The following is a 19,730-nucleotide window of genomic DNA, read 5'->3' on the forward strand; positions in this document are numbered from 1 at the left end:
GATATTATGTATCTTTGAATGGAATTATATACACAACTATATTGAGAATTTAACTAATTATAAAAATTACTTGTGATGACAAACTTAAAAAATATAAAAATCATTAGTTCTAAATTAAAGCGTTATTTTAGTAGGATGTAGATTACTCGATAGTAACTAGATCCCATTCGTTAGGTGTTACGAAATTTCATTTGAAAGGAACATCCCAATGATAAGATGAGCACTGTAAATCAGTGCTCATCTTATCAGAAATTACTTAGTCCTTAAAAATAAAACCATTACGGACAATTTACAATGGTAATAGTGACGCTAGCCATTGTTCCAGGAGAATCAAGAAGTGAAGCAGTAATGGTTACTGTTCCAGGCCCATTAGCGGATAGAAATACAGCGGTAAAGTTAACTGAGGCATTGGTAATGACAGCAAGAGGAACCATGAAAGCAAGGGAAGGATTACTAAATGAAAAACTGACTACTACTCCTGGAGTAGGACTACCGTTTACTAATACTTGACCCGAAAAAAATAAAGTATTATTTCCTTGAGTGGATACACATGCTGTGGTTGCGTTAGAAGTCAAGGTAATAGATGCAGGTCCAGCAGGAAGATTAAATCCAGTTGGTCCGGTTGATCCAGTTGGACCTGTAGGGAATTGAAAGGGTTGAACAGGTGGAAGTGTAGGTCCAATAGAACCTGGATTAAGTGCAGGAAAAGATAAAAACTCGTCCATTATAAATCACCTCTAAAAATCGTATTACTAATAGTAAATGTAATGATAGAGTAAAGTGAAATGGACAAGTGGTTGTATTTTAATAAATTAAACAAAATAGTTATTTGATAGAAAGAGAGATTAGTATGATTCTTTTAGAAATCTAATATAAAAAGGCAATTATCGTCAAGTAATGACATACTCGACTAATTAACGATATCATGAATTTTTTTGGTGAAAACACTGGTAAATATATCCGTATTAATAAGGGCATCATTTGAAACAAAACACTATTTTAATAGGGAGGGGAATAATGATGATTCCATGGGACAAGCGATTATACATTGTATCAAAGTGATCATTTTATTACAGAGGGGACAATTTTTGAGGTTAGTGAAAAGGAAAATAAATCATTAGATTGGCTTCGGTGCATGTTAGCTCCAAGCTATGAAAAAGTGTGCGGGAATAGTACAAAGCGAATTCGGTTGATTCGGATAGATGATGACGAAGAATGATATAAAAATTTCATTTCGTAGAGAAATGAGGTGATTAAGGATGGGCATTGAATATGCCATGTTTGTATGCATAAAGAGCAGGATTTAGCTTATATAAAGGTGTTGGAATTGTTCTAAAGGGGGGAATATCTAAAATATAAATAATTGAGGGGAGTGAACTAATAATGGAGACTAGCACTTTTTTAGGGTTGTTTTGGGGATGGATAACGGTTATCGTATCGGGAATACTTTTCGTACGTCCATCGGTACTACGTGAATTGAAAAAATTAGTGGTTGAAGACAGAGGGTTTGGTATTATGTATGGTTTTCTATCGATTTTCCTGGGGCTAGGTACTGTAATCCTGCATAATATATGGGTATTCAACTGGCAGGGGTTCCTAACAGTTATTGCATGGCTTGCATTATTAAAGGGAATATACATAATTGTATATTCTGAACCCTCCAAGAAAACAGACTTTGAATTAAGGGTACTAACTACACGTATAGCACTCGCTATCATTGGCGCCTTGGCTTTATGGATGCTTATAGTAATCTAGATAAAATAATCCTTTTCTCATAAGAAATATACTAGAAAATGCTATAATAATACCAATTATACATTTAGTCTTACTGGAAGAACCAGTGGACATCAAACTATAAAGGGCGTTGTTATATTGCTCTGTAGTTTGGTGTCCGCTTTTTTATTTTTTATTAACAAAATGGATTAGGGGTGTTTTTATAAATGAAGCAATTAACTTTCTTACCTAAAATTGACCGAAAAGAAACACAGGTTCGTTTAGACATGCCTGATGAAATTAAGAAACAAGGCGTAGTCGGCAAATTACCTCTTTCAGCTATAAAGAGAGTTCAAAGGTTTTGTGTAAAGTCGCAACCAAAAAGAATAGCAAACGTGTAGAAGCTAGAACTAATCGTATTAATAAAAAATAAGGAAATTAAAAGAGAAAAAGATTCGTTTGAGGAAGAAGTTGTCTAACTTTTAAGTTCAGCAGAATAAAATCCATGTTCCCTCATTAAACTTGCCTTTAACAATTAGAGGCAAGTTTTTATTATTAATAAAGAAAAGACTATTTATTGTTGTTAAAAGCATGTTTATACCAATAATGCTGCACATTTAGAGTATTTAGAATGAGGGTTCATACAGTATGTACATTTGTTTTTAAAAATATAAATTAGGAAGGTTTAGTACAAGTGATTGTTTTTTTCTTTCTATGTTTTTGCCTCGTACACTTTTAAGCTAGTGGACATACTTTACTAATCAAAAGGATTAGGGGGTGAGGTTTTGGGTTCTCGATTTAATAATTGTAGAAAAAAATGTACGTGTAAACAGGATAATTGTTGGGATATTTTTGAAGAGTGTAAAAAGGAAAAGAATGAGAAATGTGACAGCTCTTGTGTACAAGGAATTAGAGACGAGCTTAAAAAATTAATTAATAAAACAGTGCGAATTAACACTGAAGGACGTACTTATATAGGTACTGTTTCTTCTGTAACTTGCGATGTTGTTAAGCTAGCCGCTATTCCTGGTTCAGTTGCAGCAATCATATCTCTTTGTAAAATTGAAGCAATTTTACCACCTGCTACAACTGTTGCTGATGAGTTTGATTTTAACGGTGTTGACGTAGCAAATAAAGAGTAATTATGCTTTATTTGTGTAAAGCCATTCTTATGGAGGGCTTTTTATTTTGTTTTAAAGGGAATATATTTTTCATATAGAAATAAATTTGAAAATGTATAAAAGGTTACGTGAAAGGAGAATGAGAATGATCAAGCTAAAACAATTTACAAGATATGATTTCAAACAATTAATAAATTGGATTGATTCCGAAGAATTTTTAATACAATGGTCAGGAAATGCATTTACATATCCATTAAATGAACAGCAATTAGAAAGCTATATAGAGAGTGCAAATTATGAAAATGCAAATACACTCGCTTTCAAAGTATTAGATGCAGAGAATAAAAAAGTTATTGGTCATATTTCGCTTGGACAAATCGACAATATAAATAAGTCTGCTAGAATTGGAAAAGTATTAGTTGGTAATACGAAAATGAGAGGACGTTCTATAGGAAAACATATGATGAAAGCAGTACTCCATATTGCTTTTGAAGAATTGAAACTACATAGAGTAACTCTTGGTGTTTATGATTTTAATACGTCAGCCATTTCATGCTATGAAAAAATAGGATTTGTAAAAGAAGGTTTATTAAGAGATTTCAAAAAAGTAGGAGATACGTATTGGAATTTATGGGAAATGAGTATGTTAGAATATGAATGGAACGATAAAAAATAGTAATTTTTTATAATTATGTTATGTTAACAAAAGGTGTTGGGGGAAACCATGAATAAAGAAACTAAAGTAATTTCAATTGCAGCAGTTTCAGGGGGAGGAAAAACTACAATTACAGAAAGATTAACGCATGAGTTGAAAAACTCAAAGGCTTTGTATTTTGATAGTTATAAATTTGATAACTGTCCTGCTGATATCTGTAAATGGATTGACAATGGGGCGAATTATGATGAATGGGTACTTACAACATTAATTACTGATATTCAGTATCTGCTACAAAACAGTCATCTAGACTATATTATTGTAGATTATCCCTTTGCATACTTAAATAGAGAAATGGGAGAATTCATTGATGTAACTATATTTATCGACACACCTTTAGATATTGCGTTGGCTAGAAGAATTTTGCGAGATTTTAAGGAAGATACAATGAGTGAAATATATAATGATTTGAAACATTACATGAGACATGCGAGAAAAGCTTATTTAGAGGCAATTCATACCGTTAAACCAAATTCAGATATTGTCTTGGATGGATCTTTATCTGTAAAGGAAATAATTGATCGTACACTAGAGGAACTTAATCGAAGAAAAGTGATTGTGAATGGTTAAATGTATAGAGGAATATGTACAAAAGGATGAGCCGCATTATATTATAGATGCTGTTAAGTGGATCATTGGGGTAGAGGAGAGATTAGTGTGTACACTTTATTTCAATATAATTGGCAAGCGAAAACGCTCAGATTCTTCTGAGCGTTTTTTAGCGTAATATGTTATCAACCTAATTGAACTAACACTACCCGTTAAAATAATATAATTTGCTTCACAAACAAATAGAGGGAAATCGATAAGGTCAGAACCTTAAAGCATTTTGGAATCAAAATGGAATTAGCCCAACTGTTCACAGCGCCTTAAAATCAAGCAATAATTTTATTCGTTCGGATAGAGATTCTGATATGTTTCTACTGTATGTTTAATTAAATCTTTTAAAACATCGATATCGATATTAGCTAATTTATTAACATAAATACAAGCCTTACTTTTCGTGTGTTTACCAAAGTTTTCTAATAATTTTTCTCTTTTCTCACTTTCATAGGCCAAATAAAGACTAATTTTCGCCTTTCTTGGTGAAAAACCCACTAAAGGCGCATCACCTTCACGTCCTGATGCATACTTATAGTGATAGCTACCAAAGCCAATAATACTAGGGCCCCACATTTTAGCGTCGTAACCAGTTACTTCTTCAAAAATTTCTAATAACTGATAGGCATCTGCCTTCTTCTTCTCATTTTCCACACTTTCAATAAATTCAATTACACTATTTTCAGTTTCTTTCATCTTTGGTTCAGACATATATGTACCCTCCTATTCTCTGAATAAATTTATTTTAACATAAAACTAAAACTCGGTATTCAAATCAAACGTATCTGTGCAATACATAGTTCTCGTCATCGGCTCAATATGTAATACATTTATGTACATGTCGTGGACCATTCGGTTACGATAGTATGAAATCAATATTTCCTCTTTGTTTTGTAGTGATTGCACAAGCCATATTTACAGTTGTTCTTTCATATCTTCAGTTACAATTGGTTTCGGTACTTTATTCAAATCATTCAGGATTTCTCTAATTCCTTCGTATTGTTCAGGCATACTGGCCATTCGTTATCAAGACCTAAATCGTAAAAAGCCATAAAAAATAAAAGATGATACATATTATACATAACTAATTCATGATCAACAGCATCCAATATGGTGTGGCAGGGCTGGAAGTGTTGGGAGTACTACGGGCACGGTTGGGCATTATTAATAAGAGCCCAATAAAAAAATTCTCTTGGATGCAAGAGGTTTTTTTATTGGGAATAGTAAGAGGGAGGGGAGGTGCATTACATATGGGAAAAGGTAGAAGTAATAATGCTGGTAAAAAACAACCGAATTTCGATGATTCATCTAATTTCGCTAAACAAAGCCAACCGACAGAAAAGAAGAAGAAATAAGAAAAGGAGCTCTCTTGATAAGGAGAGCTCCTTTTTAAGGTATATTGACATTTCAGCAAAACATATCGATCGCTCAACCAATAAGTCGGTTTTTATATATAAGAGGAATTCTTAGTTGAAATCCTCGGATTTTTTCTGACGTATATGTAAAAACATTGAGATTGAAATGATGAAAAAGATGATAACCGTTTGTATGATTAAATTTTTAAATTGCAGCAATATTGTCCAAGATGTAAGAGCGTCTTTAAAAGCTTGGAGTGCAGAGTACGAGGAAGGATCAAAACCGTACTGTAGTAACTTTTTTGTTTCGATAAAAGCACTGTTTTCTTCATCGGCTTCTAATATTACTGAAATAAGCCTAGTATCTCCTAGTTTTGCTGTACCGACAAAACTATAATTACCATTCGTTGAAAAACTAGTTTGCAAGCCATCGACACCTTCGAGTTTGATTTTTTCATTAAGGGAATAAATCATTTTATTTGTATTGAAAACTTGGGAATCTTTGAAGGTAAATTGATAAGAAGTTAATTTCGTAATATTCAGTACATCTGGGAAATCTTTTACTAATTGTGTTGCTAGTTTAGCTGCATCTATCGCTGTTGTAATAGGGTGTTTATTTTGCTCGTTATTAACGCCAGTAGAGTTTAGAAATGGAGAGGGTTGTGATAACTTTAGTTGTTTTGCTTTTTCGTTCATTAATATTGTAAAGCTATCTTCATTTCCAGCAATGTGTTCTGCTAGTGCGAGCGCAGAACGATTATTTCCTGTTAAAAGCAATGCATGAAGTAAATCACGAACCGTCGTTTTATCCTTCGATGTTACTTGTATAGGGCTTGTTTCTACTTGGAATACTTCGTTACGGATTTTTACTAATTCATCTAACTGAATTTTTCCGTCATTCAGTTGTTCCGATACGATATACTCTGTCATTAATTTAGACAAAGTAGCTGATTGTATAGGAGTTTCTTCATTTTTTTTATAAATAACTTTACCTGAATTAACATCTATTAATATAGCTGATTTAGCTTGAACAATTGGACCATTTACATAAAGGTAACAATATAAAACGATAAGCACGGTAATGAGAAAAGATAATAATAAAACTGTTATTTTTTTAAAGAATTGCATAAGCGATCCTCCTACTATGACATCAATAATATTATTGTAAAAAGGAATGCTTAATTAGGAAGAAAGAAAAGGTAAAGAATTTCTAAAGAATTATAAAGGATTATTTAATTTTGGTTATTGATGGAAAATAAAAGGTTCAATTTCTTATAAGATAAGAAATTGAACCTAAAATTATGTTGTCTTAACATTTATATGGAAGTAGTTTTACTGTGAAAGTCGTTTTGTTATCATCACTATATACTTCAATTGTTCCATTGTGCAGTTCGACAATACTTTTGGCAATTGCTAATCCGAGTCCAGATCCACCAGTGTTTGTTGAACGTGATTTTTCAACGCGATAAAAGCGCTCAAAAATATGAGGTAAATCTGTACTAGGAATAGGTTGTCCGTAATTTGTTATATCAACTGCAATCATATTATTGCTTTCATAAGCAGTAAGGTCAATATAGCCACCATCGTTTCCATAAGCAATAGCGTTTATAATAAGATTTTCAAATACACGCACTAATTTGTCTCCATCAGCTAATACCATGAGTTTTTGAGATGGGAAAGAAGGTCGACATTCTATATTAGCTTCTTGAACCTGTATGCGGAATTGAACAGTTAATTGTCCAAGTAGCTCTACGATATCAATGGGAGCAGAATATAAACTTAACTCTTTATTTTGAACACGTGTATATTCAAACAAGTCATTCATTAATGCATTTAGACGTGTTACTTTACCATAAATGACTTGTATATAATGACGCAATTCCACTTCATCCCTATAATTATCATGATGGATTAAATTCACGTATCCAACTATAGATGTAAGGGGAGTACGTAAATCATGTGATACATTTGTAATCAGCTCACTTTTTGCTTGTTCCGCCTGTCTTTCTTCATCAATCGAGACTTTTAATTGTTCTACAATTTGATTGACTCCAGTTGCTAGCTCTTCTAGATAGTTATGATTTACGATAGAAACTTTATGATTAAAATTTCCACTCGCAATATAACGAATCTCTTCAATCATTTTTTTTATACAAGTTTCATAATAAAGCTTTCTTTCATGACGATAAAAAATGTATAAATAGGATGAGAATATAGAGAATAGAAACAAATAAGATACAATCATCATCCAGAGAGATTCCTTGAGTCCTTTATATTTTTCATAGCCGAAAATTCTAATGAATTCTTTACCGAGTTCGCTTAAAGTAAGTGAACTCTCAATTACACTCGTAATGAGGCGATATATAATTAATTCAGTAATTGGAGTAAGAATAATAGATAATAAGAACCAAAAAATAATTTTCCATTTTGGAATATCTTTTAATATATCAAATGCCTCATTTCTCAATTTTATAGCCCACTCCCCAAACAGTATGAATAAATTTTTCCCCATTCATAACTGTTTCAAGTTTATCTCGTAAATTGCTAATATGAACCATTACAGTTTTGTTAGAACCATAACCATCTTCATTCCATACGCGTTCAAATATTTCTTCGGAACTAAATACTCTCCCTGTATTGCTTGCAAGTAAATATAATATATCAAATTCAATTGAGGTGAGTTTAATAAATTCTCCATTTACTTTAACGGTATGATTATGCTTATGGATCTCAGCCGTTCGAATACGAATGATACCATCTTCTTTCTTTTGGGGAGCAGTATTTTGGAAAGAGGATCTTCTCAACAAAGCTTTCACTCTAGCCACTAGTTCTAGTGGATTGAATGGTTTAATCATATAATCATCTGCCCCTGTCATAAGCCCTAATATTTTATCCATATCTTCAGCTTTGGCACTAAGCATAAGAATAGGTACAGTATTATTTTCACGAACTTCTTGGCAAACTTCTAGACCGTTTCGTTTTGGCATCATAATATCCAAAATCATAAGATCCACTTCATATGTAGATACCATGTGCAAGGCTTCATCGCCATCATATGCTTTATAAATGTTATAGCCTTCATTTCGTAAATAAACAGCAAGTAATTCAACAATTTCTTTATCATCATCAATAATTAATATATTTTTATTCATTTTCTTAGTTCCTTTCCTTACAAATCATCAACATTACTATAATAGCAAACATTTATGCACTTTGTAGCAATGATTCAATATAAAATTTCATGTAACGTATTAAAAAGGAATTAAACCATTTATAACGAATACAAAATAAAAAGGATATTTAAATTCTACATTATAATGAAAGTTAGTTATAAAGAGATTTGCTATGTTATATAATGATGTATATTCATTTGCTTCAACTGGAAAATTATACATCCGTGGCTAGAAGAAGCATATTGGCATTTAAAAGAAATTGTAAAGTAGAAAGGATATGAAAATGCAATTAAAAGAATATATGAATCAAACATTTCCAGGAGTTACATTACTACCGTACATATACTCTCAGTGGGAAAATCATTTACATTTTGATTTTGGGAAAGGTAAATATCAATTCAAAGAGGGAACAGATGAATATAATATGGATTATTTTTATCAGTTATATAAATACAATAAAGAAGTATTCCATGATATATTCTCGAAAAAAGATACAGTATTTTTAGTAACAAATGTTTATCGATTTAAAAAGGAAAATATAAAAACTCCACAGAAAATAAATGTATACAATAGATATATTAAGAAGAGAGATTTAAAATTTCGTATAAGACAAGAAACGTTACCTTTTCTATTTGAAGATGAAGAAGCTGACTTGTATTGTACATCTCAATTTTCTTTAAAATGTCTTGCGGAAAATATTAAATATGAATCGCTTATTCAAGCTGCTAATCATGAAGATTTTCCGAATCTTTATCCTCGGTTTGGACGCAAAAAAGAGGTTTCTTATCCAGATGTATTTCTTATAAATGCAACGAAAGATATTATCATGTTTATTTTTGATGATAGAGGATGTGAAGTAATCGCGAAGAATAAAGAAATGATACGGGATTTATATGAGGAGTATAAAGAGTGGATACCAGATTATGAACGAGAGAGTATAGATGACTTATTTAAATGACAATAGGGGAAGTGAAGCGTGTAATGAAACGTATTGCAATTGTATCCGCATGGGAACCAGAACTTACGTATTTGCATCAACATTATCCAAGTGAGCGTGTAGAAAAAAGAGCAGCTTGGGAATTTCATTTTCATTCTATTAATGAATTAGAAGTTATTTCAGTTATAACTGGTGTCGGTAAAGTAAGTTGTGCTAGTTGTGTACAATTGTTAATTAGTGAATTCCAGCCAGATCAGTTATTTATGACAGGAATTTGCGGGAGCTTATCAGATAAAGTGAAAAACGGGCATATCGTAGTAGCACTTAATACTTTACAGCACGACGTTACAGCGGCTGGTTCAGGAGAAGATATTTTTAATCTATATGATGGTAGAACAGCACCTATTGAAACAACTAAATCGCTCGTAAAACGAATGAAGAAATTGCGTTCGTATGACCCCGTTCATTTTGGTACCTTTTTGTCAGGAGATCAGCGTATCCGTAGTTCAGAAATGAGATATTTACTGCATACTGTTTATGGAGCTTTAGCCGTTGATCAAGAAGTGGCAGCATTTGCTTATGTGTGTCATGTAAATAAAAAACCCTTTTTATGTTTAAAAGCTGCTTCAGATCAAGCGAATGATAAAACGAAAGAAGAACAAAAGATTTTTAAAATGTTAGCATGTGAACGAGCATGTGAGCATTTAATTGCTTTTTTACGTGTTTGTGAGATTACTGTCGTAAATAATAGATAGTTAGAGAGTTGTCCGCTCATTTCAAATTAAGGGGTGAAATAATAGTGCATACATATTATGGTGAACTTTGCACAAAAATATATGAAAGTGATAAATCAATGGCGGCCGGAAAAGAATTGGATTTTTATCTTTCTTTTGCAAAAGATAAAAATATAAAAGTGTTAGAACCAATGTGTGGAAATGGTAGAATGCTAATTCCATTTATGCAAAATGGTGTGGACATAGAGGGATTCGATCTTTCAGAAGACATGCTTAAAATGTGTAAAGAGAAAGCAGAACAACTCAATTTGAAACCCGTTGTATCTCAAGAAAGAATTGAAAAATTCCATGGTAATAAAAAATATGATCTTATTATGATACCTATTGGATCATTTTCACTTTTACCAGATAATTTAGTAGACATTAGTCTTCAAAATATGAAATATAACTTGAAGAAAAATGGTAAATTACTGCTTACAGTTGTACAAGCTGGAAGTGAGACAGAACAAATTTTAGATTGGATGGAGACAAATAGAAAAGAAATTAACGATGAATTAATTGTTGAATATAGAAAAGTATCATATGATGAGGCACAAAAGCTTTTATATATAAAACTAAAATATGAAGTTATTCATGATGAAAAAATAGCAGAAACTGAGATTATGGATTTCCCTATAAGACTATATGATTTAAAAGAATTTGAAAATATACTTATTGCAAATGGATTTAGTCAAGTTGTTATTCATGGAATAAAGGATGGATATGGTGAAGGGAATTCATTTCATGTGTTCGAATGTAGTATATAACAACTCATAGTGGAGGATTATACTTATATGATTCAATACAAAAGATGTAGTGAAGAGAGTATAGATTTAGTGTATGAAGCTTTTAAAGACGGATTTTCAGATTATATTATTAAAATGGATGTTTCTAAAGAAAATTTTATTAAAAGATTTTTGGGACCAGAAGGTAACTCGCTAGAAAACTCTTTTCTTGCTTTAGACGGTGACAAATCTGTTGGTGTGATACTTGGTGGTATAAAGGTTTATGAAAATATAAAAACGATGCGTTGCGGAACATTAGCTGTTCATCCAGAGTATCGAGGGATTGGTGTAAGTCAGTATTTATTTGAACTGCATAAAGAAGAGGCGATTCAAAATGGATGCAAACAACTTTTTCTTGAGGTCATTGTAGGTAATGATCGGGCGATTAAATTTTATAATACACTAGGTTATGAAAAAGTGTATGATCTTTCTTATTATAATTTAAATGATGTAACTAAACTAACAAATAAAGATAACGAAAATATTGAAGTAAAAAGATTAGAATTTCCAACATTTAAAGTTGGAATTCGAGAATGGTTGAACTTTCATATAAATTGGCAAAATGATATTGATTATATTGAAAAAACAAATAATACATTTTATGGTGCATATGTTGATAATGAATTAATAGGCTCTTTATGTGTAAATGAACATGGGAAAATTAGCTATATATTCGTAGATAAGGACTATAGAAATATTGGTATTGCGACGCGATTATTACAAGTAGCAAGTGAAGAATTAAAGTTATCAAGTTTATCAATTGGGCTTCCTAATAACGGGTTACTTCAGGGGTATTTGAAGAAATGTGGATTTGAAAAGAACGCTTTAGCACAATATGAAATGTACCATCTATTATAAAAGCAGTAGGGAGTATTCTTTCTGCTTTTTCTTTTTGTCATGAAAATAAGGAGAAGATAATTAGTCAATAATGACCCGTTGGTGTATACACACAAATAAGCACCATTTTCTTTTTGTCCTTGGCAAGGACCCACCGCATTTTAGCGATTATGACTGTCTTATCCATACCAACGTCATGGCTTGGTTTTCGCTCTTTTGGTATGAATGGCGAGTGATTGAAGATTTTACGGTACGAATCTTTTCTCGTACCAACCTCATATCTTCAGTTTTCAAAGAACAACCTGTATAGGATGATTATAGTAAATGGTTAAATAATAACAAAGCCCTTTATTGTTAAAATATCGTAAAAAGTATGTTAATTGAGATTTATTTTTTTAGTAAAATCAAGTAAAATAATAAAAGAGAACATATATTCTGTTGGAAGCAGAAGGAGGCGTATGAATAATGATTGCTATAATAGATAAACAAAATAATGAATACGTAGTACAATTTGATCGGCATTTTCCATATTCGATAGAAGAAGTATGGTCTGTGTTAACAGATAATAATAAATTGAAAAAGTGGATGTCTAACTTGCAAATAGAAAATCTTAAAACAGGTGGAATTATTAAATTCGACATGATGAATGGTTCGTTTTTAAATATTGATATTTTAGATTGTAAAATAAATTCAACATTAGAATTCACGTGGGATAAAGATCGTGTTCGATTTGAAATACATAAAGAGAAAAATGGATCCATATTAATACTTAAAGAATTCATTCATGAATTAACAGATCATACACCGAAAGATATAGCCGGTTGGCATATTTGTCTAGATCTTTTTTCTTCTGTTTTACAAGGAGAAGAAAAAGAATTTTCAAAAGATGACTGGAAATATTGGTTTGATAAATATAAGGTTAAGACCGATGAATTGAATGGATAGATGCTATATAATCTATATTTATTATGTAATTATTATCTTATAAAAACGTTTTTCAACAACTATAAGAATAGAGGTTAATATGAAAGTAAATCAATTAATTGCGAATAATATTAATAAATTGGATGCAGAAATATTGGCAAATAAATCGTTTGGAATTGCTGGTTTGTCTGGATCAGGTAAAACTACATTTTGCCAAACGATTGGCGAAGAATCAAAAAAACGATTAGTTTCTTTATTACCAAAAGCTGAATATCAATATCTATTTCCTAACATTATGGAAACGAATTTTAGTGCTATTAAGATGGAAGAAATGCCATTAGTACTTTTTCTAGGAAAATCATCGATTTCATCTAATCCCCGTTCAACAATAGGAACTCATACTGGTGTTTTTACAGAGGTTCGTGAAAAACTTGCTGAAAAATTTAATCTTTCCCCTGAGGTATTTTCGTTTAATAATCAGTTAGGCTGGTGTGCTGGCTGCAAAGGACGAGGCACTACTAAAAATATTGAATGTAAAAAATGTAAGGGTAAACGCTATAGTGACGAAATTGAACAATATGTAATTGATTTGTTTGCTAAACCACATACAATTTCAGATATTAATGATTTAAGTATTGAATCTATTCTTTCATTAGCAAAAGAATTAAATATTAGTGAAGCAAAACAACATATACTACAAAATATAATTAATATGAACATTGGTTATTTAACATTAAATCGAATTATGGGTACGTTGTCAGGTGGAGAGTTAACACGACTTTATTTGGCTGAATTCATGGCAGTAAGTGAAAATGCTGTAATTATTATTGATGAGATTTCAGTTGGACTTGATCACGAAACGTTATTACAAATATTAGAAGAGATTAAACAATTAGGGTGTAAAAATCAAATTTGGCTCATTGATCATTCAGATACAGTACTGAATACAACTGATGAGCAATTGTTCTTTGGCCCAGGTAGCGGGAAATATGGCGGGAAAGTTGTGAAAGAATCACCAAGGCCAAAACCAATACTGTGGGACAGAAATAAAGAAATGCCAACAGAATATTATACGTTCCATGATTTGTATTGCCGTAATATCCAAATGAATGAGTTTCAGATTCCTAAAAATAGACTTGTAACGGTTACAGGAGAATCGGGTTGTGGGAAATCTACACTTGTCAATGAATGTGTAGCTCAAGATTTTCTAAAGCGATATCCAAAAGATAAACTAGTTATGGTTGGGCAAGATCGAAACCAATCGATTACAAGTCGATCAACCGTTGCAACGTTCCTTGATGTTAAAAAGAAACTAACAAAGTATAGTGAAGAAATCGATGATATTTTCGAACGCTCGATTGAGGATATTATTGATGAACTTCCAAATGAAGATATCGCTTATAAACGTTTGAGCCTACTAATTAAATTAGGACTTGGCTATTTAACATTAGAACGAAAAACACAAACATTATCAACGGGTGAGTTTCAATGTGTTCATTTAGTTTCGGAGTTATTTGCAAACACAAGAAACCCACATACATTATTTATTTTTGATGAGCCTTCAAAAGGTTTATCACAAAATATTTTAAATCAATTTATTGATAGTGTAAGAGGTATTTTACAAGACGAATCAGTCTCTATCGTAATGATTGAACATAATAGCTATATGCTAGAAAGCTCTGATTTTATTGTTGATTTTGGTAAAAGACAGGATGAATCAGTAAAGCACCTCGATGTTGTTAGTCATGATGAATATTATTGTCAAAAAAACAGTGTGCATAATACAGAACAAATCCGTATTTCTTCTATGCTTAAGCAGAGAGAAGGCCTTCACTATTTAGAAGAAAATCATATCAATTATTTTAAAAATGCCGAAAATGTTTACAAGGGTGGTATTTTAAAGAGTTTATCATCAATGGCGCGATTAATTTATGGTGAATACGAATCTGATATAATTGCACCAGTTGTTGCAATTGATCTAGAAAGACATTTGTATAGTCAATATAGTTTCTTGTATGAGATTGGTGGATTGATTAATCATATTGTAGCTGCCCATCCGACTAATAAAGATACGAGAAGTTTTGATTTCTATTCACAGGAAAATCATTGTCCATCTTGTTCCGGACGTCTTCAAATTGAAATTTTTGATAAAGAGATTACAATCCAAGATAAAAATGTTCCATTTTGGGATGGTCTATTCGATCCAGAAATCATGAAAGTGCTAAAATTTTATCAGTATGAAAAAATAGAATTTCTATTTGAAGAAATTAAAAATGAACTTGGTCACGATTTGTCAAAGAGCTATAATGATATGTCAGAAGAAGAAAAACATACATTTTGGTACGGATATTTTGAAAAATCATTTTATGACAAAAAAGGAAAGACACGTAGAACATGGGTAGGATTTAATACGATTATTGGCGGATATATTGTTATTTCTAAAGCAGCTATTAAAGAACAAATTAAAGAATCTAAAGAAATGAGTGTATGTCCAATTTGTGAGGGGACAGTTTTAAATCATCATAAACCGCTTAAATTTGATAACTTCGATATTCGTGAAATTATCAATCAACCAGTTGATGAAGTGTTGAAAATAGTCGGTGATTTACCTGCACTTCATAAATTAAAATCTATTGTTGGTGGCGATATGAGATTGACAGAAGATGTTTCTTTATTGCCAAGAAAACTACAAGTTGCACTGAAAATGTTTGAATTAGAGCAGGCAAGCTTTTCAAACTATGAAATGGTGTTACAAAATGTTTTACCATTCTGGGACGAAATAAAAGGAAATATAGAATCTATTAGCGTTAATAATCAAATAACTGTTTGTGATTTTCCTAATGTGTATGAAACAAGAGAAACCATTATAGATAAGTATTTCACAAATGGTAAATATAAAAAACTAACATATGTGTATGAAGCATTTGGTTACAAAAAAATAGTTACCCAAATTAATAAAATTAAAAAAAGCAACCCATGCCCATTCTGTAAAGGAAAGAAAGTTATAACAGAAGATAATCTACATGATGGTGTGTTTAAATTAACAATTCCATGTGTAACTTGTAACGCAAGTGGTATTAACGATGAAGGGCTTAAAGAAATTGTTGATGGGATAGACGTAGAGACATGGTTAATTGGAAAAGTTAGTGATGTTGTGGATGAAAGCTTACGAACGGAAGCTGTTGAGGATATACCTATTTTTAATCGTATTCGTGAGTTGGATAAACGAGATATGATGGCAGTTTATGAATGTTTGGAGCTTAATAAGTAAAATTTAACTAGTTTATGTGTTATTAAAAAGACTAACTCAACTGAAGCAGTTAATATAAAGCGTATATTCTTAATAATAAATGTAATAACGTGTTATGAATATTCCAAAGTAATGAAAGAGGGTCCAATTTCTTAATGTGAAAATTAAGAAATTGGACCTTTAAATATTTTTATTTCCTACACATGTTATTTTACACCAAGACAAAGGTTAAAAGGTTGGAAAATAAAATGGTGTAATGATTGATATGTTATACAATTATTACAGTATAAAAATAACGATAAAGGAGAAAAACAGTTTGTGAGTGCTGTGATATATTCATTAAACTATTTATCCAGCTATTTGTGGGCAGTAAAACTCCCACCAATGATAACGATTTGCTTATCTTTTAATGTAGTAAAAGACATGATTAAGCCTCTCCCTTAATATAAAATTAAAAATTAATCTGTGTTGCTTTTATTATTCGTTAAAATATGAATATTGAAAAGTACGCACTTTATTTGTACTTAGTCGTAACTTTCGTACTAATGAATAGGTAAACTGAGAAATAACATAAAAAATTTTTTATGATCTATGATGGGATGGCAGAGGTGAGAAAATGGATTTACAAGAACCGAAATTAAAAGGGGTAATAGCAACATTACAAATAATCGGTGGTAAATGGAAACCACTCATTTTATTTATTTTATTAACAGATGGAACAAAACGGTTTGGTGAATTAAAGCGATTAATATCAGATATATCTCAAGGAACATTAGCGAAGAAACTTAGGGAATTAGAAAAAGATCAACTAATAAAACGCGAAATTTATCAAGAAATACCACTTAAAGTGGAATATAGCTTATCTGAACATGGAAAAACGGTAAGTGTTGTTTTTGGATAGCATGTGTGGTTGGGGAGAGGTCATTTAGAATATTATCGATAAAAATAAAATATAATATTATTATGTAAACTTCATGTGGTGTTTTAAAACATATTGTATTAATAATTTGTATTTTATAATATATAATTAAACAAAAAGGTTTTTATACATATAATTTTCCAACAGAGGTGGAGTAGATGAAATGCCGTATTGTTCAAAGTAACTAGTTGTTCGGAGCTGAAAAAACATGTATCAGTTATAAAAGGAGACATAGGCTCTTTTAAGATACTATCAACTATGAGTCTATTTCGAGGATTATCAAAATTAAACATTTCATACATTTTTACAAAGGGGAAATATTAAGATGAATGAATTAGAGTATAAAAACTATTATGATAAAGTAGGACGATTAAATGGGTGGGATTTTAGTAAATTAAAATGTAAAATAGTTGGAGAAACTTGGGACTTTTATGGAGAAGTGAAAGAAAGATGTAAACCATCAGACATGTTACTTGATGTTGGTACAGGTGGCGGAGAAAATGTACTTAACATAGCATCCTCAGCTAAATTACTAACTGGAATAGATAATTCAAATGGCATGATTGAAAAAGCACATTCCAACTTGAAAAAAGCAGGTGTACAAAACGTTGAGTTTCTTCAAATGGATTCGGAAGCTTTAACGTTTCCGCATGCTCATTTTGATATTGCTTCTAGTTGTCATGCACCATTTGTAGCATCCGAATTAGCAAAAGTAATGAAAAAAGGTGCTTTTTTCTTAACTCAACAAGTGTGCGAACATGATAAATTGAATCTTAAAGAAGCATTTGGAAGAGGACAATGCTTAGGCGATAGAGATGGGACTTTAAAAGAAAAGTATATGAGTGAACTTATTAGTGCAGGATTTGAACTTGTGCAAGTACGTGAATATGATGTAACTGATTATTATAGTACTCCTGAAGATCTCATTTTCTTATTAAAACATACGCCTATTATTCCTAGATTTGGAGAAGAGAAAGAGGATTTTACTATTTTACAAAAATTCATTGATGCGAATAGTTCTGAAAAAGGGGTTCGTACGAATTCAAAAAGGTTTATGATTATTGCTGTTAAATTATAATATACATTAGCGTAAAGGCAGATTTTCTTTTAAAGACAATCTGCTTTTTTGTATGAACAAAAGCAGGGGAAACTTGAAAATAATAGAAATAAGTATAATGTAAATTTAAAAATTAAAATATGGAGGATAATTGTTTTGAAACGTTACTATATTAACAATGAAAAATTAAACGTACATATTACTGAGTGGGGAGGAAATGATAAACCCGTTATTTTTTGTTTACATGGATTAGGTAGTACAAGTTTAAGTTTTATAGAAATCGCAGAAGAACTAAAGGAAGAGTATAGACTTATTTCCATTGATGCACCTGGCCATGGTAAAACACCGTCCTTTGAAAAAACAGAAGATTATGAGATGCGAAATTTAGCAAATTGGTTAAATGAAATAATAAATGAACTGAGAATTGAACATTTCTATTTTCTATCACATTCATGGGGAAGTTTTGTAGCGCTATTTTATTTATTAAATAATCCAGAAAAGGTATTAGGCAGTATTCTCATTGATGGAGGGTATCAAACGAAAAGGTTTCAAGAAGAAACGTTGGAAGAAGAAATTGCTTATTATGAAAAGGACTTTGAAGAGTATGTATTTAATAGTTGGGATGATTTCTTTAAAAGTGAAAAAGAAGTTTATACAAGATGGTCTCCATTATTAGAACTTGCAGTTAAGGATCTTGGTATAGAAATAGATAATAAAGTATGTTGGCATGCGAGGGGTACAACAGCTGGTAATATCGTAAGAGGTATGCACAAGGATGAAACAATGGATATATATGAGGAGTTACCATCTAATATAATATTACTTCGTGCTACAGTACCAGAAATTTGGGATGAGTATAGAGGGAAGACAGCGAGTATTTTTAGTGAGAGAACGAGAGCGACAGTAAAACTAATCCCAGATTCTACCCATCTGTTACATTGGGATTATCCGGAAGTTATAGTAGCAGAAATAAGAAAACATTGGTAAATTCCTAATGCAATATAACCTAAAAAGGTTGGTTCTTGTAAGATATAAGAATCAACCTTTTTGAAGCGTATTCAATAAAGATATAACGTATATAGTAAGAAAGATGTTTGCTTATGTTGTTATTTTTTAGCAGGTGTATTTCCCATCGCGATAGAAATTCTATTCCAATTATTAATTTGATTAATAATTAAGACAAGATCAATATATTGTTTTTCATCATAATGTTCACATACTCGTTTATATAAGGAATCAGGAACTCTTTTAGTAGGAATAAGTGTAATATGCTCAGCTAGTTCAATAGCGATTTTTTCTTCTGGTGTATAAAAAGTACATTCATCCCAAGTGCTTAAACAATAAATTCTTTGTTCAGTCTCTCCCATTTTTCGTGCATCAGATGTATGTAAATCTATGCAGTAAGCACAGCCATTTATTTGAGAAACTCTAATTTTAATAAGCTCTCTAGTCGTTCGATTAATCGTTGATTGCTTTGTGTACTTTTCCATGTCCATCATAATTTTCATAGCATCAGGTGCAGCATCATAGTAAGAAATTCTTTGAGTCACAATATAACACTCCTTTTAGCT

General features: G+C 31.3%; 21 protein-coding genes and 2 pseudogenes. 16 read left to right on the top strand and 7 right to left on the bottom strand.

All coding sequences use genetic code 11. The features are described from left to right. Positions 1-278: 278 nt before the first annotated feature. A complete protein-coding gene (locus MR065_RS27615) occupies positions 279-725 on the bottom strand; it encodes an exosporium leader peptide-containing protein (protein ID WP_313895166.1) in 447 nt (148 codons plus the stop codon). 323 nt (positions 726-1,048) lie between these two features. On the opposite strand from MR065_RS27615, the gene MR065_RS18575 reads away from it, so the two are divergent. The 7 genes from MR065_RS18575 to MR065_RS18605 all read left to right on the top strand — a co-directional run bounded on the left by MR065_RS18575 (position 1,049) and on the right by MR065_RS18605 (position 4,276). After that, positions 1,049-1,219, top strand: a complete 171-nt coding sequence (locus MR065_RS18575) for a hypothetical protein (RefSeq protein WP_242214667.1) — start codon at positions 1,049-1,051, stop codon at positions 1,217-1,219. 164 nt (positions 1,220-1,383) lie between these two features. Then, a complete protein-coding gene (locus MR065_RS18580; protein ID WP_242214668.1) occupies positions 1,384-1,755 on the top strand; it encodes a hypothetical protein in 372 nt (123 codons plus the stop codon). 185 nt (positions 1,756-1,940) lie between these two features. Further along, entirely contained in the window at positions 1,941-2,114 is a 174-nt protein-coding gene (locus MR065_RS18585) for a hypothetical protein (protein ID WP_242214669.1), read from the top strand. 384 nt (positions 2,115-2,498) lie between these two features. Then, positions 2,499-2,855 (top strand): hypothetical protein, encoded by a 357-nt coding sequence (locus tag MR065_RS18590; protein WP_242214670.1) that lies wholly within the window; start codon positions 2,499-2,501, stop codon positions 2,853-2,855. Between the two features lie 124 nt (positions 2,856-2,979). Beyond that, on the top strand, positions 2,980-3,510 hold the full coding sequence (locus MR065_RS18595; protein WP_242214671.1) for a GNAT family N-acetyltransferase: 531 nt from the start codon (positions 2,980-2,982) through the stop codon (positions 3,508-3,510). Positions 3,511-3,558: 48 nt separating this feature from the next. After that, on the top strand, positions 3,559-4,119 hold the full coding sequence (locus tag MR065_RS18600; RefSeq protein WP_242214672.1) for a nucleoside/nucleotide kinase family protein: 561 nt from the start codon (positions 3,559-3,561) through the stop codon (positions 4,117-4,119). Next, on the top strand, positions 4,112-4,276 hold the full coding sequence (locus MR065_RS18605; protein ID WP_242214709.1) for a hypothetical protein: 165 nt from the start codon (positions 4,112-4,114) through the stop codon (positions 4,274-4,276). Before MR065_RS18600 ends, MR065_RS18605 begins: the two co-directional genes overlap by 8 nt. Before the next feature lie 161 nt (positions 4,277-4,437). On the opposite strand, the gene MR065_RS18610 is transcribed toward MR065_RS18605, so the two are convergent. The 5 genes and pseudogenes from MR065_RS18610 to MR065_RS18630 form a co-directional block, all read right to left on the bottom strand. Then, the gene (locus tag MR065_RS18610) at positions 4,438-4,860 is read right to left on the bottom strand and encodes a DUF1801 domain-containing protein (RefSeq protein WP_098991410.1); all 423 of its coding nucleotides are present in this window, start codon (positions 4,858-4,860) and stop codon (positions 4,438-4,440) included. Between the two features lie 45 nt (positions 4,861-4,905). Continuing rightward, a pseudogene (locus tag MR065_RS18615) lies at positions 4,906-5,169 on the bottom strand (YolD-like family protein). A 446-nt stretch (positions 5,170-5,615) separates the two neighbouring features. Continuing rightward, positions 5,616-6,632 carry a D-alanyl-D-alanine carboxypeptidase family protein gene (locus MR065_RS18620; RefSeq protein WP_242214673.1) on the bottom strand — a complete coding sequence of 339 codons (1,017 nt, stop codon included), beginning with the start codon at positions 6,630-6,632 and terminating at the stop codon, positions 5,616-5,618. 181 nt (positions 6,633-6,813) lie between these two features. Continuing rightward, complete coding sequence (locus MR065_RS18625; protein ID WP_242214674.1) at positions 6,814-7,971, bottom strand: sensor histidine kinase; 1,158 nt, start codon at positions 7,969-7,971, stop codon at positions 6,814-6,816. Beyond that, positions 7,961-8,656 (bottom strand): response regulator transcription factor, encoded by a 696-nt coding sequence (locus tag MR065_RS18630; RefSeq protein WP_242214675.1) that lies wholly within the window; start codon positions 8,654-8,656, stop codon positions 7,961-7,963. Before MR065_RS18630 ends, MR065_RS18625 begins: the two co-directional genes overlap by 11 nt. A 304-nt stretch (positions 8,657-8,960) precedes the next feature. Between MR065_RS18630 and MR065_RS18635 the strand changes: the two genes are divergently transcribed. From MR065_RS18635 to MR065_RS18675, 9 genes and pseudogenes are all read left to right on the top strand, one after another. Beyond that, positions 8,961-9,635 (top strand): DUF3885 domain-containing protein, encoded by a 675-nt coding sequence (locus tag MR065_RS18635; protein WP_242214708.1) that lies wholly within the window; start codon positions 8,961-8,963, stop codon positions 9,633-9,635. Next, positions 9,632-10,369, top strand: a complete 738-nt coding sequence (gene mtnN, locus MR065_RS18640) for a 5'-methylthioadenosine/S-adenosylhomocysteine nucleosidase (RefSeq protein ID WP_141436573.1) — start codon at positions 9,632-9,634, stop codon at positions 10,367-10,369. The genes MR065_RS18635 and mtnN overlap by 4 nt, the downstream gene beginning before the upstream one ends. 44 nt (positions 10,370-10,413) lie before the next feature. Beyond that, positions 10,414-11,154 (top strand): class I SAM-dependent methyltransferase, encoded by a 741-nt coding sequence (locus MR065_RS18645; RefSeq protein ID WP_242214676.1) that lies wholly within the window; start codon positions 10,414-10,416, stop codon positions 11,152-11,154. A gap of 27 nt (positions 11,155-11,181) precedes the next feature. Continuing rightward, positions 11,182-12,030: a GNAT family N-acetyltransferase gene (locus MR065_RS18650; RefSeq protein WP_242214677.1), complete on the top strand. Its 849-nt coding sequence runs from the start codon at positions 11,182-11,184 to the stop codon at positions 12,028-12,030. A gap of 444 nt (positions 12,031-12,474) precedes the next feature. Beyond that, positions 12,475-12,954: an SRPBCC family protein gene (locus MR065_RS18655; protein ID WP_242214678.1), complete on the top strand. Its 480-nt coding sequence runs from the start codon at positions 12,475-12,477 to the stop codon at positions 12,952-12,954. Positions 12,955-13,033: 79 nt separating this feature from the next. Then, entirely contained in the window at positions 13,034-16,204 is a 3,171-nt protein-coding gene (locus MR065_RS18660) for an ATP-binding cassette domain-containing protein (RefSeq protein ID WP_242214679.1), read from the top strand. 595 nt (positions 16,205-16,799) lie between these two features. Next, positions 16,800-17,139: pseudogene (locus MR065_RS18665) on the top strand (winged helix-turn-helix transcriptional regulator). Positions 17,140-17,427: 288 nt separating this feature from the next. Then, entirely contained in the window at positions 17,428-18,180 is a 753-nt protein-coding gene (locus tag MR065_RS18670; RefSeq protein ID WP_242214680.1) for a class I SAM-dependent methyltransferase, read from the top strand. A 135-nt stretch (positions 18,181-18,315) separates the two neighbouring features. Continuing rightward, complete coding sequence (locus MR065_RS18675) at positions 18,316-19,146, top strand: alpha/beta fold hydrolase (protein ID WP_242214681.1); 831 nt, start codon at positions 18,316-18,318, stop codon at positions 19,144-19,146. Positions 19,147-19,265: 119 nt separating this feature from the next. Here MR065_RS18675 and MR065_RS18680 read toward each other — a convergent pair whose 3' ends face one another. Further along, entirely contained in the window at positions 19,266-19,709 is a 444-nt protein-coding gene (locus MR065_RS18680; protein WP_242214682.1) for a carboxymuconolactone decarboxylase family protein, read from the bottom strand. Positions 19,710-19,730 lie beyond the last annotated feature (21 nt).

Source organism: Bacillus cereus group sp. BfR-BA-01383, from assembly GCF_022663495.1.
GTDB lineage: Bacteria > Bacillota > Bacilli > Bacillales > Bacillaceae_G > Bacillus_A > Bacillus_A cereus_AU.